A 16,231-nucleotide genomic window follows, 5' to 3' on the forward strand; every position below is an offset into this window, starting at 1 on the left:
GGAGGCCGCGGTGTCCGAGCCGAGCCGCGACGAACAGGGCAAGACACAGGGCGGGGAGCGCACGGAGCGGCGCGGGTTCGCCGACACCTTCGCCCGGCGGGCCGGGGTGCCGCTGCGCGGCCTGGCACCGGGCCGCAGGGTGTGGACCACGGTGGTCGGGGTGCCGGTGACCGCAGGTCTCGCGGTCGGCGCCGTCGTGCTGGTCTCGGCGGGTGTGTCCCAGCTGAGCTTCGAGGAGGAGAAGGACACCACCAGGACCGTGGCCGCGGGGCACAAGGCCGCGGACCGGGAGGGGACCACCTCCGCCTCCCCGAAGCCCGGCCGGGCGGACGAGCAGGGCGGCGCGGCCCCCCGCACCGGCGACGAGCGCGGTTCGGGCGGCGGCACCTCCGGCGGCGGCTCCGGCGGGGGCACCGGAGGGGACGGCGGCACGACCGGAGGCGGCGGCGACGGCGGCGGCGCCGGGGCGCCGCCCGCGTCCGGGGACGACCGCTCCTCCGGGTCCGGTGGCGGTGGCGGCAACGCCCCGGCCACGAGCGGCGGCGGTGGCGGGGGAGGGGGCGGCGCCCCCAAGTCGACCGGCAGCAAGGTGATCTACACCGACTACGCCGGGCCGAGCTGCCCGACCCCGCCGCGGGGCGGCTACTACGAGCAGAACCGCTACACCGACGGCGACGGCGGCTGGTACTCCCTCGGCGGTGGCGGCTATGTGGGCCACGGCTGCAATGGCGTGTTCGCCTCCGTGCCGATGTCCGGCGACCCGGCCAAGGACGCCAACAGCCGGGTGATGTGGTGGTGGGAGCCGGGCACCTCGGCCAAGAGCTGCCAGCTGTCGGTGTACGTCCCCAAGGGCCCCAACGACCGTGACGTGGCGGGTCACCCCACCACGTACCACGTCCTCACCGACCCCTTCGACCGGACCACGAAGTACGACTCCTTCACCGTCAACCAGGCGGGCCACCGCGCCCAGTGGGTGAACGTGGGCAGCTTCGCGGTGAAGCAGGGCAAGATCGGCATCAAGCTGCTCGACCGCGGTGACGACTGGTCGGCCGGCTGGAACCTGGCCCATCACGCGGCCGCCCAGATGAAGGTCACCTGCCGAACCTGACCCCGCGGCCCATCGCCTCACGCCCCGTCCGCCGCCAGGGCGTTCAGCAGCCCGACCGTGAGCGCGGTGCGGGCGGGGAGGTGGTCGAGCAGCGTGTGCTCATGGCGCGCGTGGGCGCCGGAGCCCACCGCGCCGAGCCCGTCGAGGACCGGTCGGCCGAGGGCGGAGACGAAGTTGCCGTCGCTCGCCCCGCCGACCGCGGTCTCCCGCAGCTCCCAGCCCTGCTCGGCCGCGATCGCGGCGGCCCGCGCGAACAGCGCCGCGGACGCCTCGTGGGCGACCATCGGCGGCCGGTTCCACTCGCCGTCGACGGTCAGCCGCACCCGCGGGTCGGAGGGTGCGAGGGCGTTCAGCGCGGCGTCGATCCGCGCCATCTCGGCCGGCTCGGCGATCCGGATGTCGATCCCGCACCGCGCCCGGGCGGCGACCACGTTACGGCCCGTGCCACCGCTGATCACCCCCACGTTCACGGTGGTCCCGTGTTCGCGGGAGCCGAGCGCGACGATGGCCGGGACGACCTCGGCCAGGGCGTGGATCGCGCTCGCCCCGGCGTACGGGTCGAGGCCCGCGTGCGACTCGACGCCGTGCGCGGTCACCTCGAACAGCCCGACGCCCTTGCGCGCGGTCTTCAGCGCCCCGTCCTGCGCGGCCTCGAAGACCAACGTGGCCGACACGTCCTCGCTCAGCCGCTCGATGTGCGGGCGGGAGGCCGGGCTGCCGATCTCCTCGTCGCCGTTGAGCAGCAGGCGCACGGAGGGGTGCGGCAGTTCCAGCTCGCGCAGCAGGCGCAGCGCCCAGACGGCCTGGACGAGGCCGGTCTTCATGTCGAAGACCCCGGGGCCGGTGGCCCGGCCGTCCTTCACCTCGAACGGCCACTCGGCCAGCGTGCCGGCCGGCCACACCGTGTCGTAGTGGCACAGCAGCAGCACGGTGCCGGGGGCCGTGCCGCGGTAGGTGACGGCCAGTACGTCGCCGTGCTCGCCGCCGTCGTGCCGCTCCGTCTCGTCGGGCTCGCCGAGCCGCTCGACGAGCCAGGTGCCGATCGCGGCCAGCCCGGCGTCCAGCAGCGCCTTGTCGTCGCTCGGCGTCTCCAGCTCCACCACCGTCCGCAGATCGTCGGTCATCTCGGGCAGCACGCGACGGGCGTACGCGGTGAGGTCGGGGAGCGTCATGGAACAGAAATCCTTCCGGAGAGCGGGGGACGGGGCGTGGGGTTCAGCGGACCGGTGCGCCGGGGCCGAGCGGGATGCCCAGCGCCCACCAGGCGTAGAAGAACAGCGTCCAGGCCACCAGCATCGCCACGGAGAGCGGCAGGGTGAGGGAGGCGAGGGTGCCGATGCCCGCGGAGCGCCGGTACCGCTGGAGGAAGCCGAGGGCCATGATGAAGTACGCGCTCATCGGGGTGATGGCATTGGTGCAGGAGTCGGCGATGCGGTAGAGCGCCTGGGTGGCCTCCGGGGGCACGTCCAGCAGCATCAGCATGGGCACGAACACCGGGGCGACCAGCGCCCACATGGCGGATCCGCTGGTCATGACGAGGTTGATCACCGTGCAGACGACCAGGATGCCCAGGAAGGCCACGGGCCCGGTCACCCCCAGGTCCTTGAGCAGATCGGCGCCGCGGATGGCGAGCACCTGGCCGACGCCGGTCCACTTGAAGTAGGCGAGGAACTGGGAGATGGCGAAGAACAGCACCAGGATCGGGGCCATCTCGCGCATCCCCTGGGCCATGAAGTCCGGGATGTCACGGCCGCTGCGCACCGTGCCGGCCGCCCGCCCGTAGACCGCGCCGAGCAGGGCGAACAACACCCCGAGCACCACCGCGATCCCGGTGAGCACGGGCGACTCGACGATTGATCCGCCCTCGCCCCGCAGCGGGGAACCCGAGGGGATCATGGCCGCCACGACCACCCCGAGGAAGACCAGGAGGGTGAACCCCGCGCGGCGCAGCCCGCGGCGCTCCTCGGAGCGCAGCTCCAGCCCGCCGAGACCGGCGTCGTCGTCCTCGGCCTCCTCCGCCTCCGGTGGCAGCGCCGCCACCCGCTTGGCCAGCACCTTCTCGGTGACGAAAGTGATCACGGCGGCCAGCACCACCGAGGAGCCCAGGGAGAAGAAGTAGTTGGACAGCGGGGTGACGGAGTAGCCGGGGTCCACGGTGTGCGCGGCGGCCGTGGTCAGCCCGGCGAGCACCGCGTCCATCGGGGTGATCAGCGGGCTCGCGTCATAGCCGGCCGACACCCCGACGTACGCCACCACGATGCCCAGGACCGGGCTCCGCCCCACCGCCCGGAAGGCCAGCCCGCCCAGCGGCACCAGCACGACATAGGCGGCGTCGGAGGCGACGTGGGACACCATGGCGGTGAAGGCCACGGCGAAGGTCATCCAGCGGGCCGGGACCTTGGCGACCCCGGCCCGCAGCATCGCGGTGAGCAGCCCCGACCGGTCGGCGACGGCGACGCCCAGCATGACGACCAGGATCGTGCCCAGGGGCGGGAAGGTGGCGTAGTTCGTCACCGCATCGGTGATCATCGACCGCACGCCGTCCACCGACACCAGGCTGCGCACCACCACGTCCTCGCCGCCCGCCGGGTCGGTCGCGGACACGTCCGCGGCGGCCAACCCCCAGCTGACCAGGGCGAGCAGGGCGCTGAGGATGCCGAACAGCCAGAAGGGGTGGGGCAGTTTGTTACCCGCCCGCTCGATCGCCCCGAGCAGCCGGAGCAGCCGGGCCAGCGCCGCCGAGGTGTCGTCGGCGGGGTGCGGGGGCGGCTTGCGCGGGCTGTGGCCGGGCGTGGTCGTGGCGTCGTTCGGGCTCACCGAGGCTGGACGACGCCGACCTCGACCTGGTGGCCGCCTTGCAGGTGGCGCCGCGGGCGCCGCTGAGCGCGCTGGCCGAGGTGCTCGGCGCCTCGGCCAGCACCGTCGGACGCCGGTTGACCCGGCTGGAGGACGAGCGCCTGCTGCGGGTGATCGGGCAGGTGGAGTGGCCGATGCTGGCCGAGGGCCATCCCATGCACGTCTGGGTGGCCACCGCCCCGGGGCAGGCCAGAGAGGTCGCCCGCCACCTCTCCGAACTGCCCGAAGTCCCGTTCGTGGCCACCACCACGGGACGCTCCGACGTCTACTGCTCGCTCCACGCGGCCCGGCGGAGCCGGGCCCGCGAACTGCTGATGGCGGACATCCCCTCGGTGCCGGGGGTGCGGTCCGCGCACAGCGAACTGGTGCTGCGGGCCGCGACGAAGTCCGACGCCTGGCGGCTGCACCGGCTCGACGAGGACCAGTTGAGCGCATTGCGGGCGCTGGCCGATCCGCGCGACGAGCCCGCCGGGACGGCCGAGTTCAGCGCCGACGAGCTACGGGCCGTGGAACTGCTCCGCCGCGACGGCCGGGCCAGCGCGGCCGAGGTGGCCCGCGCGGCCGGCATCAGCCAGTCGACCGCGTACCGGCTGATCCAGTCGCTGCTCCGGCGCGGTCTGGTGCGGCCGCGCGTGGAGATCGAACCGGTGTTCCTGGGCTATGCGCTGGAGGTGGTCGTCGCCGTACAGGCCGCGCCCGGCGCCATCCAGGAGGTGGCGGACACGCTCGCCCGGCATCCCTCGGCGCGGTATGTGTCGATGGTGGCGGGCACCTCCGCAGTCATCCACCACGGGGTGTTCCGCGATGAGGAGGGGCTGGCCGGGCTGCTGACCAGCGATCTGGCCAGCCTCCCCGGGATCACCGCCTGCGAGGTGTCGGTGGTGCTCGATGTGCTGCGGCGGTACTGGATCACGCGGGAGGACGGCCGATTGCACACGGGGGGCGGGCGAGTCGTCCGCGACGGTGTGAGCGGGCCGATGTAGGGCATGGCGGGCGCCCGGACCCGGGCGCCCGCCGGGCCGTCACACCAGCGCCGGGCTCAGCCTCTCCACCGCCTCACCGATCTTCCGGTCGGTGCCCGCGGTCATGGCGGGCACCTGCGGATGTCCGGCGCGGCTGAGGTTGGTGAGCACGCGCCCGGGACCGACCTCGACGAACGCCGACACCTCCTCCCGGGCCAGCAGGTCCAGCGTCTCCTGCCAGCGCACCGGGGCGGCGAGCTGACGGCGCAGCAGCCCGCGCGCCTCCTCCCCGGAGAACACATATCCGGCCGTCACATTGGCCACCACCGGCAGCGAGGGGGTGGCGAAGTCCACCGCGTCCAGATGCTCGCCGAACTCCGCCGCGATGTCCGCCATGAGGGAGCAGTGGAACGGCGCCCCGACCCTCAGCTCGGCCACATGGCTCGCGCCTTCCTCGTGGACCCTGCGGGACACCTCGGCGACCCCCTCCACGACGCCGGAGACGACGGTCTGCCGCGACGCGTTGTAGTTGGCGACCTCGACCACCAGCCCCCGCTCCCGCGACACCTCCTCGCACAACTCCCGCACCCGGTCGGAGGGAAGTCCGATGACGGCCGCCATCCGGCCGGGGGTGCGGCGGTTCACCTCCGACATCAGCACCCCGCGCCGGCGCACCAGCTTCAGGGCGTCCACCCAGTCGAGCACCCCCGCGCAGACCAGCGCGGTGTACTCGCCCAGGCTGTGCCCGGCCACCGCGGCCGGGACGACGCCCTTCTCGCGCAGCACGACCGCGGACACCAGGCTCGCCAGATACACCGCGGGCTGGGTGACCGCGGTGTCCCGCAGCTCCTCGGGGTCGCCTTCGAAGCACAGCCGGCTCAGCGGTATGCCCAGCACCTCGTCCGCGGTGTCGAAGTACGGGCGCACCAGGTCCGGATGCCGCGCCAGGAGATCCCCTCCCATTCCGGGTACCTGAGACCCCTGTCCCGGGAAGAGGAACGCAATTCTGTTCACATCAGCCTCCGTTGCCGAGGGAAAGCAATGCGCACACCGCAAAGATACGACCAGGGCGGACATCGGGGGGCCGTACGGCGAGGACACACACCGCCCGGCCCGGCCGGTACGGCCCCGCCCACGTCAGGGGCGGGGCCGTCGCCGGTCTACCGGGACGCCGGCGCGGGGGCCGGGGCGTGGCCCGCGGGCCGGGTGGTGAACGTTCCCCGGCCCTGGGTCCGGCCGCGCAGCCTGGTCGCATAGCCGAACAACTCGGCCAGCGGCACGGTCGCGGTGATGACCGCCGTGCCGGCCCGCGCGGCGGTGCCCGAGACCCGGCCGCGCCGCGCCGCCAGATCACCGAGCACCCCGCCCACGGCGTCGTCCGGCACCGTGGCCGTGACGTCGACCACCGGTTCCAGCAGCACCATCGCGCAGGCGCGCAGCGCCTCCCGCAGCGCGAGCCGCCCGGCCGTACGGAACGCCATCTCCGAGGAGTCCTTCGAATGGGTGGCGCCGTCGGTCAGGGTGACCCGTACCCCGGTCACCGGGTGACCGCCGAGCGGACCCTCGGCCAAAGCGTCCCGGCAACCGGCCTCCACCGCCCGGACGTACTCCTGCGGCACCCGCCCGCCGACGACGGTCGACCGGAAACCGAAGTCCACCGCGCCGCCACCCGTATCGACAGCGCCCAGCGGCTCGACGTCGAGGACGACATGGGCGAACTGGCCGGCGCCACCGTCCTGCTTGACATGGCGGTACAGCAGCCCGGACACCCCGCGGGCGACCGTCTCCCGATAGGCCACCCTCGGCCGTCCCACGGCGACGTCCAGCCCATGGGCGCGGCGCAGCTTCTCCACCGCCACCTCCAGATGGAGCTCGCCCATCCCGGACACCACGGTCTGACCGGTCTCGGGGTCGGTTCTGACCGCGAGCGAGGGATCCTCCTCGACCAGCCGCGCCAACGCCGTGGCCAGCCGGCCGGCGTCGGTGCGCCCGCGCGCCTCGACCGCCACGGAGACGACCGGGTCGGCCACCGTGGGCGGTTCGAGGAGCAGCGGAGCCGACGGCGCGCACAGCGTGGCCCCGGCGCGGGCCGCCTTCGGCCCGATCACCGCCACGATGTCCCCGGCCACGGCCCGGTCCACCTCCGCGTGGCGGTCGGCCCGGACCCGCAGAATGCGGCCGATCCGCTCGGTGCGCCGCGCGCCCACGTCCCACGCCACCTCTCCCTTGCCGATCGTTCCCGAGTACACCCGCAGATAGGTCAGCCGCCCGGTGGCGGTCGACGTCACCTTGAACACCAGCGCCGCGAACGGCCCGCCGGGGTCGGCGGCCCGCTCCTCCACCGCGTCGCCCCGGATGCCGCGCACGGGCGGCACATCCACCGGCGAGGGCAGATAGGCCACCGCGGCGTCCAGCAGCGGTTCGACGCCGCGGTTGCGGTAGGCCGAGCCGCACAGCACCACCACGCCCTCGCCACCGAGGGTCAGCTCGCGCAGCGCGGTGGCCAGGGTCGCCGTGGAGACCGCCGACTCGGCGCAGAACTCCTCCAGCGCTCCCGGGTGGAGCTCCGCCACCGCCTCCTCCAGCAGCCGGCGGCGCCGCCGCGCCTCCTCCCGCAGGGCGTCCGGCACCGGGCCCTCCTCGCAGGTGCCGTGGCCGTCCGGCCACACCAGCGCGCGCATCCTGAGCAGATCCACCACCCCGGTGAACCCGTCCTCCGCGCCGATCGGCAACTGGACGACCAGCGGGGCCGGGTGCAGCCGCTCCCGGATCGACTCGACCGCCGCGTCCAGGTCGGCCCCGGCGCGGTCCATCTTGTTGACGAAGGCGATCCGCGGCACACCGTGCCGGTCGCACTGGCGCCACACCGACTCGCTCTGCGGCTCGACCCCGGCGACGGCGTCGAACACCGCGATCGCCCCGTCGAGCACCCGCAGCGAGCGCTCCACCTCGTCGGAGAAGTCGACGTGGCCGGGGGTGTCGATCAGATTGATCCGGTGGCCGTCCCAGGCGCAGCTCACCGCCGCCGCGAAGATGGTGATGCCACGGTCGCGCTCCTGGGAGTCGAAGTCGGTGACGGTCGTGCCGTCGTGGACCTCGCCACGCTTGTGGATGGTCCCGGTGAGGTACAGGATCCGCTCGGTGACGGTGGTCTTGCCCGCGTCGACATGGGCGAGGATGCCCAGGTTGCGGACGCCGGTCATCGGATTCGCGGGCGAACTGGTGGGATTGCGACGGAGGTTGAGGTCGGTACGCACGGCCGAGGCCTTTCGGAGTGATCCAGAAAAGGGCGGCGCGATAGTTCCCGGACGAAGCGGCCTGTGGTCAGGCCGGGCGGAACTCCCAGGGGGCTCCCGGGGAGGCTCCCAGGGAAAGGTCAGGCGTTCGTCACGGGCATCCGGAGCCGGCCGCGCAGCCGGCACCGGGCGCCCGAAGACACCAGGATCACCTCGTACTGTGACGGAGGAACGACGACAGCGGCGCGGTCACGCACGGCCGACTCCCCTCATTCGTCACGGCGCGCGCCGCGATGTGGTGGATGGCGCGCGGTTCGTGGCGAGTGTAGGGAAGCCGGCGCGGGCGGGGCACCCGGTTTTCCGACGGGCTGGAACGTGGGTCAGCCCGTGGGGCGGACGAGTGGCTCGTACCGGAGCGCGGGGAAGTAGTCCTCGCGCGTGCCCTCGCGGCGTACGTCCCAGGTCGCGCAGTGGAGGGAGCCCCCGTACTCGAACACATGGCGGAACGGCACGGTCAACACCTCGAAGTCGAGCTTGGCCAGCAGGTCCTGGAGCGGCTTCTCCCGCTCCTCGCAGACGACCTTGGTCGGGGACAGGCTGAGCACGTTCATCGAGAGCCACTTGGAGGACTGGCAGTAGCGCGGCATCTCGTCATTGCCCAGGACCGGCTGCGGGGCGTCGACCAGCTCCCAGTCGTTGGCGAGGAACATCTTCTCCTCGCCCTCGCGCAGGGGCCGTTCGGGGTTGGTGAGGACCAGGCCCGGGCGCAGTGGCACAAAGGTGCAGTCGATGTGCGAGGGGAAGAAGTCCAGCGGGAAGTGGACCGGGTGGACCCGGAAGCCGCGTGGCTCCAGATGCCGCTTCAGCCACCGGATGCCCGCCCGGTTGGTGGTCATCGACTCCTGGACCAGGATGTCCCGCCCCAGCCGGCTCATGTCCGCGGCGTCGAAGATCACCTCGTCCTGGCCGACACAGAACTCGAAGGAATGCATCCGCTCGTGCCGCTTCTCCAGCGGCCAGTCCCAGAATTCCTCGCGGTACATCCCGTCGCCCATCGACGGCTTGGGCGCGGTGGTCCACTCGACGCGCGGGTCGGCGTTCCAGTACTCGTACACCAGCGTGCGGTAGGGCTGGTACTCGAAGTACCGGGCCCGGCGCGACATGGTGGCTTCGATGATCTCGTTGCCCATGGTGATCATGACATCGCGCGGGCAGACCGCGCAGTACTGGTTGCTGACCTCGAAGTCCGGGGTGCGGACCGGGGTGGAGAAGTCATGCGGCTGGGGGCGGCGCACCACGATCCCCTGGGACTCCAGCAGGGCCACCAGACCGTCCAGTTCCTCGTTGGCCTGCCCGATGTCCTCCTCGGACTTCGGGCCGGTGGGGAACGGCAGGCCGGGGGTGTCGCGCAGCGCGGGCCGGCTGCCCGGCTCCGTCGGCTCGAAACAGGCGCGGTCGGCGGAGCCGACCACGATCTCCTGGAGCGGATCCCACTCGTTCCATGAATTGACGACCGACGAATTCATGACTGCCGGGTATCGCATGTGCGCGTCCACCTGCCTGTTTCGTAAGACGGGGTCAGAGTGCGTCGTCGAGGGCCCGCGCGGTGCGGCAGCGGAAGACGGTGGCGACCTCGACGCTCCGCTCCAGCTCCAGCTCCGCCTCGATCCGGCCGGCCAGGCGCAGCGCCGTCAGCGAGTCGCAGCCGAGGGCGAACACATCGTCGTCCGCCCCGACGGACTCGCGTCCCAGCACCTCGGCGATCAGCTCGCACAGCCGCCGCACGGCGGGTTCGACGGCCGGCGTGGAGACGTCGTCGAGGAAGCGCCCGGTCGGGTCCGCCAGCGCCGTCGGCAGCCCGGCCAGCAGCTCCCGCAACCGGGCGACCATCCGCCGCGCGTCCTCGGCGTCGATCAGGTCGGGGCGGTGGCCGAGTTCGAGGCGCAGTTGCCGTCCGGGCGCGACCATCAGCTTGAGGGGGTAGTGGTAGGCGTCGTGGCCGGCCACGTCCGTCAGCCGCAGCCCGTCCTCCGGGCTGGGCAGGGCCTCGGCCGTGGGGAAGTTCTCGAAGACGACGCAGGTGTCGAACAGCGTGCCGAGCCCCGCCGCCCGCTGGATGTCCGTCAGCGCCAGGTGGTGGTACGGGAGGAGTTCGGCGTGCTCCTCCTGAAGCCGCGCCAGCAGCGCGGCCAGCGGCTCGGCCGGATCCAGGCGCACCCGCACCGGCACGGTGTTGATGAACAGCCCCACCATCTCCTCGACCCCGGGCAGCTCGGCCTCCCTCCCCGAGACCGTGGCCCCGAAGACGAGGTCCCGCAGCCCGGTGTGCCGGTGCAGGCACAGCGCCCACGCGGCCCGCAGCAGCGTGTTCAGCGTGACACCGGCCCGGCGCGACGCCTCCAGCAGCGCGGAGGTGTCCGGCTCGGACAGCTCGACCACGAGGCGCTCCGGCAGGGCGCGGATCCGCGCGGTGTCCTGGTCCGGGCAGACCAGGGTGGGCTCCGTCAGGCCGGCCAGCGCGCCGCTCCAGGCGGTGCGCGCCTCGTCGCGGTCCTGCGCGGCCAGCCACCGCAGATGGTCGGGGTAGTGGCCGGGGGCCGGCAGCCCGCCGTCGTCGCCGTGGTCGAAGAGCGCGAGCAGATCGCGCAGCAGCAGCGAGGTGGTCCAGCCGTCCACGAGCAGATGGTGGATGCTCAGGGCCAGCGTCCGCCGCTCCTCGGCCAGCGCGATCAGGGTGCAGCGGGCCAGCGGCGGCCGGGCCACATCGAAGCGTTGCCGCCGGTCGGCCTCCAGCAGCTCCGCCAGCCGCGCCTCCCGCTCCGGCGCGTCCAGGCCGGTCAGATCGTGGGTGTGCCAGCGCATCCGGACCGACTCCGGGACGACCTGCACCGGCTCCCCCGACCGCCGCTGGAGAAAGCCCGCGCGCAGCATCGGGTGGCGGCGCAGCAGGGCGTCACAGGCGGCCCGGAACCGCTCGGCGTCGAGCGCGCCCCGCACCTCCAGGGTGATCTGCACGTTGTAGACGTCCAGATCGCCGCTGTCGTACCGGGCGTGGAAGAGCAGCCCCTCCTGCGTCGGGGTGAGCGGCAGCAGTTCGGCGACGGGCATGCCGATCCGGGTGGCGAGCCGGGACACCTCCGCCTCGTCCCGCTCCGCGGAGCCCGCCGAGAGCGCGTCCGCCGGGAGTACCGGCGCCGGGAGCGCCTCCGCGCTCGTCCCGTACGCCACCAGCGCGCGCAGCGCCGCGAACCAGAGCCGGGCCAGGTCGCCGACCTCGGCCTCGGTCAGCAGGCGGCGGGCCCACAGCCAGTGGGCGGTCAGCCGCGGGCCCGCCGGGCCGTCCTCGACCGCCGCGTTCACCTCGACGACATGCGTCATCGGCATCCGCGGATCGGCCCCGGTGGGCAGCGCGTCGGACTCGGGGGCCACGCTCCAGTCCGCGTCCGTGGCGGCGTCCTGCCTGCCCAGGTAGTTGAAGCCGAGCTGCGGGGCCGGGCAGTCCGACAGCTCGCCGGCCGTGTCCCGGTTCAGATGGCGCAGCAGGCCGAAGCCGATCCCGCGCCGGGGGACCTCCCCGGCCTGGGCCGTGACCCGGCGCACGGCCTCGCCGAGGCGGGCGAGCGGCGGATCGCCGTCCGGGTCCCAGTCGCCGATCCCGGCGTCGAGCCGCACCGGATACAGCGAGGTGAGCCAGCCGACGGTGCCCGACAGATCGATGTCCTCGCCGAGTGTCTCGCGGCCGTGCCCCTCGACGTCGACCAGCACCGCTGTGCCGCCGCCCGCCGCGGGGCGCCGCCAGGCGGCGACGGCGAGTGCCAGGCCGGTGAGCAGCACCTCCCTGGTGTGGGTGGCGAGGGCGGCGGGCACCGCAGCGAGCAGCGGCGCGGTCAGCTCCTCGGGGAGTGTGAGGGTCAGTTCACCGGCCGTCGCGTGGATGTCCCGGGAGGGCGAGAGCCGCGCGCCGGTGAGCGGGATCCCGCCCGCGCGCAGGGTCCGCCGCCAGTACGGGAGCTCGTCCAGCAGGGCGGGCGCCGTCGCCTCGGCCCGCAGCCGGTGGCTCCACTCCCGCAGCGGTACGGGCACCGGGGCGGCGGGCTCCGTGGCGCGGCTCTGCCAGGCGGAGTACAGATCGGTCAGCAGGATGTGCCACGAGACCGCGTCGACGGCCAGGTGGTGGACGGTGACGAGCAACCGCCCCGGCCGGTCCTCGCCGCCGTCGAACCAGGTGGCCCGCAGCATGACGCCGTCGCGCGGGGCGAGGGCGTCGGCGTCCTCCCCGGCGCAGGCGGAGATCCGGCGGCGCAGCGCCTCGGGGGACAGGCCGCGCACATCGACCCGCCGTACCGCCCCCCACGGCCCGCCCGGGGCCACCGGGTCCACGGCGAGCGACCCGTCGTCCCGCAGCCGGGCGCGCAGCGCTTGGTGCCGCTCCACCACGGCCCGCACCGCGGCGGCCAGCCGGTCGGTGCCGAGCCCGGGCGCCACCCGGAGCAGCGTGGACTGGTGGAAGGCGTCGATGGCGCCGCCGTGGTCCAGGAGCCGGCGGGTGATCGACATGGCGGGGACGGTGGCGGACTCCTCGTCAGCCGCGGGGGAGCCGGCCGCCGGTGCCGAGGCCGGGGCCGGGCCCGCCTGCTGCCGCAGGAAGGCGCCCAGGGCGTCGGCCGTGCGATGGGCGAAGACCTGTTTGGGGGTGAGGCGCAGACCCGCCTCGCGCGCCCGCGCCACCAGTTGGATCACGGTGATGGAGTCGCCGCCGAGCGTGAAGAAGTCGTCCCCGGCCCCGACCGCGTCAGCGCCGAGCACCTGCGCGAAGAGCCCGACCAGCGTGGCCGCCGTGTCCTCCTCCGCCGCCGCGGCCTTCTCCGCTCCCGCGTCCGACCGGGTCTCCTGACTGTTTCCTGTCTCCTGGGGCCGGGGCGCCGCCGTGCCCTGCGCGGGATCCGGCGCGGGCAGCGCCGCCCGGTCGACCTTGCCGTTGGGGCTCAGCGGCAGCGCGGGCAGGGTGACGAAGGCCGACGGCAGCAGATACGCGGGCAGCCGCTCCGCCATCCGCTCCGCCAGCGCGGCCGGTTCGGCGTCCCGTCCGGGCGCCGCCACCACGTACGCCACCAGGCGCGGCGCACCCGGGCGGTCCTCCCGTACGGCCGCGGCCACCTGGGCGACGGCGGGGTCGCTCCCCACCACGGCCTCGATCTCGCCCAGCTCGATCCGGTAGCCGCGGACCTTGACCTGGTCGTCGGCCCGGCCGCCGTAGACCGCGGTGCCGTCGGGCCGCCACCAGGCGATGTCGCCGGTCCGGTACATCCGGGCACCCGGATCGCCGAACGGGTCGGCGACGAAGCGGGCCGCGGTGAGCCCCGGCCGCCCGACGTAGCCGCGGGCGAGCACCTCCCCGCCGATGTACAGCTCGCCGGGGACGCCCGCCGGGACCGGGCGCAGAGACGGGTCCAGGACATAGATCCGGGCACCGGGGACGGGCCGGCCGATCGGCACCGCGCCTTGCGGCAGCGGATCCCCGGGCTCCAGGCGGTGTTCCACACAGCCCACGGTCGCCTCGGTGGGGCCGTACTCGTTCACGACCGTCACTCCGGGGTGGCGGGCCCGCCACGCGGCCAGCGCCTCCCCGGTCAACTGCTCGCCACCCAGGACGAGTTCGCCCGTCGGCGAGTACTGCCCGTCGGAGGCGACCAGCAGCGGCAGATGGCTGGGCGTGGCCTTGACGAACGCGGGCGCCACGCCCGCGGGCCCCGGTGGCGCGTCGAAGTCGTCCAGGTCGACGACGCGCACCAGTCCGCCCGAGGTCAGCGGGCCGAAGATGCCGGTGACGGTGAGGTCGAAGGAGGGCGGCGAGTGCACCAGCGCCTGCTCGGCCAGGCCCGGGTAGGCCGCGCGGGCGAACGCCAGGTAGTTGTCGACCGTGCGGTGTTCCACCGCCACGCCCTTGGGGCGGCCGGTCGACCCCGAGGTGTAGATGACATAGGCGCGGTCGGCGGGGCGGATCGGGGCGCCGCGCTCGGCGTCGTCCACCCCGTGCCTGGGGAGCGCCGCCAGCTCCGCCCGCACCGCGGGGTCGCCGAGCGGCACCGCCGACGGGTGTGCGGCGAGAGCGGGGTGGCCGGTGTCCGCGCAGACGACGGCGGACGGGGCGGCGTCGGCGAGCAGATACGTGACGCGCTCCGGCGGATATCCGGGGTCGACCGGCACATACCCGGCCCCCGCCTTCAGCGCGCCCAACAGCGCCACGATCAGATCGGTGCCGCGCGGCAGCGCCACCGCGACCAGGTCTCCCGGCCGCACGCCCCGCTTCAGCAGCAGCCGGGCCATCCGGTTGGCGGCCTCGTCGAGCCGGCGGTAGGTGAGCGTCCCCGCCGCGTCGGCCACGGCCGGGGCCTCGGGGGTGCGGCGCGCCTGGGCCTCGAAGCGCTGGGGGAGCGTCGCCCGGGTGCGCTCGTACGCCTCGGCCGGGCGCGCCCCGGGGCGGTGGGCCCACTCGCCCAGCACCCGCGCGCGCTCCTCGCCGGTGAGCCAGGGGAGGCGCGCGACGGGGGTGGCGGGGGAGTGGACGAAGGTGTCGAGCAGCAGCCGCAGCCGGGTGCGGATCAGCTCCAGACGGGTGGCGTCGAACAGGCCCCGGCGGTAGCTGATGTGCAGGCTCAGCTGAGCGCCGGGCACGGCGACCACGCTGAGCGGGTAGTGGGTGGCGCCGGTGATCTCCTGCTGACCGTTCGCCTGCCCGTCCGCGCCGTCCGCGCCGTCCGCGCCGTCCGCGCCGTCCGCATCGTCCGCGGTGTCTTCGGCGAGTGGGGTGATCCGCAGGCCCGGCACGCTGTCCCGCACCGAGGCCCAGTCGAAGGGCACGTCGCCGAAGCCGGTCGAGGTGTCGTAGAGCGTGTCAAGACCGGACAGCCGCCGCACCTCGGTCAGTCCGAGGTGGTGGTGCGGGGCCAGCGCGAGCTGCTCGTCCTGGATCCGCGCGAACAGGGCGGCCATCGGCTCCGCGGGGTCGATCCGCACCCGGACCGGGACGGCGTTCATGAGCAGGCCCACCACCGAGTCGACGCCCGGCAACTGCGGCGGCCGGCCGTGCACGGTCTGGCCGAACACCACGTCGTCACGCCCGGTCAGCAACGACAGCAGCAGCGACCAGACGCCCTGCACCACCGTGTTGAGGGTCAGCCCGTGGCCGCGTGCGGTCGCCGACAGCGCCTCGGTGGCGTCCCGGGGAAGCGTGATGTGCAGCAGCCCCGGCATCTCCCCGTCACCCGCCGCCGGGGCCCCGGCGGCGACGAGCGTCGGCTCGGAGAGGCCCTCGAGGGCCGACCGCCACGCCTCCTGGGCGGCGGCGCGGTCCTGCCGGGACAGCCACCGCAGGAAGTCGGAGAACGGCGTCACCGGGGGCAGCCCGCCGTCGCCCGCACCGGGGCCGTCCCCCTCGGCCTTCTGGTGGTAGAGCGTGAACAGGTCCGCCAGCACCTGCGGCAGGGACCAGCCGTCGAGCAGGATGTGGTGGTACGTCATGACGAACGCGTACTGGCGCTCGGCGAGGCGGACCAGCGCGAACCGCATCAGCGGCGGAGCCGTCATGTCGAAGCGGCGCGACCGCTCCTCCTCGAGGAAGGACAGCAGCTTCTTCCGGCGTACGGACTCGGGATCCGCGGAGAGGTCGAGCTCGGTCCACGGCGTCCGCACGGTCCGCCGGATCAGCTGCACCGCCTGCCCGTTGCCCCGCTGGCGGAAGCCGGCCCGCAGCACGGTGTGGCGGGCGAGCGTGGCGGCGCAGGCCGCGCGCAGCGCTTTCGGCGAGACGTCTCCGAGCAGCTCGAACGGGGCCTGGATGGTGTAGACGTCCGCAGCCTCGGAGTCGTACAGAGCGTGGAAGAGCATGCCCTCCTGGAGCGGCGTGAGGGGCAGCACGGACTCGATCGGCGACTGGGACACTTCGTTCACTGTCGGTTCCCCGGAAGCGGTCGGCGGCGCGCGCCGAAGCGAGCGGCAGGTCATAGGAAGGGGCAAGAGGTAAGCCGGGCAAGGGCTAGTGACCGATTTCGGCCATCTGCCACGATGAT

The 16,231-nt window shown here is 74.0% G+C and carries 8 protein-coding genes; 2 read left to right on the forward strand and 6 right to left on the reverse strand.

Annotated elements, in window-relative coordinates; genetic code table 11:
* Positions 1-10 precede the first annotated feature (10 nt).
* Positions 11-1,108, forward strand: a complete 1,098-nt coding sequence (locus ACH4S9_RS33280; RefSeq protein ID WP_385350758.1) for a hypothetical protein — start codon at positions 11-13, stop codon at positions 1,106-1,108.
* Between the two features lie 17 nt (positions 1,109-1,125).
* Here the strand turns inward: ACH4S9_RS33280 and ACH4S9_RS33285 are convergent, their stop codons facing one another.
* Entirely contained in the window at positions 1,126-2,280 is a 1,155-nt protein-coding gene (locus ACH4S9_RS33285; RefSeq protein ID WP_385350755.1) for a M20 family metallopeptidase, read from the reverse strand.
* 43 nt (positions 2,281-2,323) lie between these two features.
* Positions 2,324-3,925, reverse strand: coding sequence for an AbgT family transporter (locus ACH4S9_RS33290; RefSeq protein WP_398375285.1), 1,602 nt, complete (start codon positions 3,923-3,925; stop codon positions 2,324-2,326).
* 29 nt (positions 3,926-3,954) lie between these two features.
* Between ACH4S9_RS33290 and ACH4S9_RS33295 the strand changes: the two genes are divergently transcribed.
* A complete protein-coding gene (locus tag ACH4S9_RS33295; RefSeq protein WP_398375287.1) occupies positions 3,955-4,947 on the forward strand; it encodes an Lrp/AsnC family transcriptional regulator in 993 nt (330 codons plus the stop codon).
* 39 nt (positions 4,948-4,986) lie between these two features.
* On the opposite strand, the gene fabD is transcribed toward ACH4S9_RS33295, so the two are convergent.
* The 4 genes from fabD to ACH4S9_RS33315 all read right to left on the reverse strand — a co-directional run bounded on the left by fabD (position 4,987) and on the right by ACH4S9_RS33315 (position 16,103).
* Positions 4,987-5,940 carry an ACP S-malonyltransferase gene (fabD, locus tag ACH4S9_RS33300; protein ID WP_398375288.1) on the reverse strand — a complete coding sequence of 318 codons (954 nt, stop codon included), beginning with the start codon at positions 5,938-5,940 and terminating at the stop codon, positions 4,987-4,989.
* A 146-nt stretch (positions 5,941-6,086) separates the two neighbouring features.
* Positions 6,087-8,129: an elongation factor G gene (gene fusA, locus ACH4S9_RS33305; RefSeq protein ID WP_398375421.1), complete on the reverse strand. Its 2,043-nt coding sequence runs from the start codon at positions 8,127-8,129 to the stop codon at positions 6,087-6,089.
* 413 nt (positions 8,130-8,542) lie between these two features.
* Positions 8,543-9,688, reverse strand: a complete 1,146-nt coding sequence (locus ACH4S9_RS33310; protein WP_398375290.1) for a glycine amidinotransferase — start codon at positions 9,686-9,688, stop codon at positions 8,543-8,545.
* 52 nt (positions 9,689-9,740) lie between these two features.
* Positions 9,741-16,103 carry an amino acid adenylation domain-containing protein gene (locus tag ACH4S9_RS33315; RefSeq protein ID WP_398375291.1) on the reverse strand — a complete coding sequence of 2,121 codons (6,363 nt, stop codon included), beginning with the start codon at positions 16,101-16,103 and terminating at the stop codon, positions 9,741-9,743.
* Positions 16,104-16,231 lie beyond the last annotated feature (128 nt).

The organism is Streptomyces sp. NPDC021225, from assembly GCF_044332865.1.
Taxonomy (GTDB): domain Bacteria; phylum Actinomycetota; class Actinomycetes; order Streptomycetales; family Streptomycetaceae; genus Streptomyces.

What these genes read in the sequence shown, in the direction of transcription:
- ACH4S9_RS33285 (WP_385350755.1), bottom strand. Translation starts at nt 2,280, where the DNA reads ATGACGCTCCCCGACCTCACCGCGTACGCCCGTCGCGTGCTGCCCGAG.
- ACH4S9_RS33310 (WP_398375290.1), bottom strand. Translation starts at nt 9,688, where the DNA reads ATGAATTCGTCGGTCGTCAATTCATGGAACGAGTGGGATCCGCTCCAG.
- fusA (WP_398375421.1), bottom strand. Translation starts at nt 8,129, where the DNA reads ATGACCGGCGTCCGCAACCTGGGCATCCTCGCCCATGTCGACGCGGGC.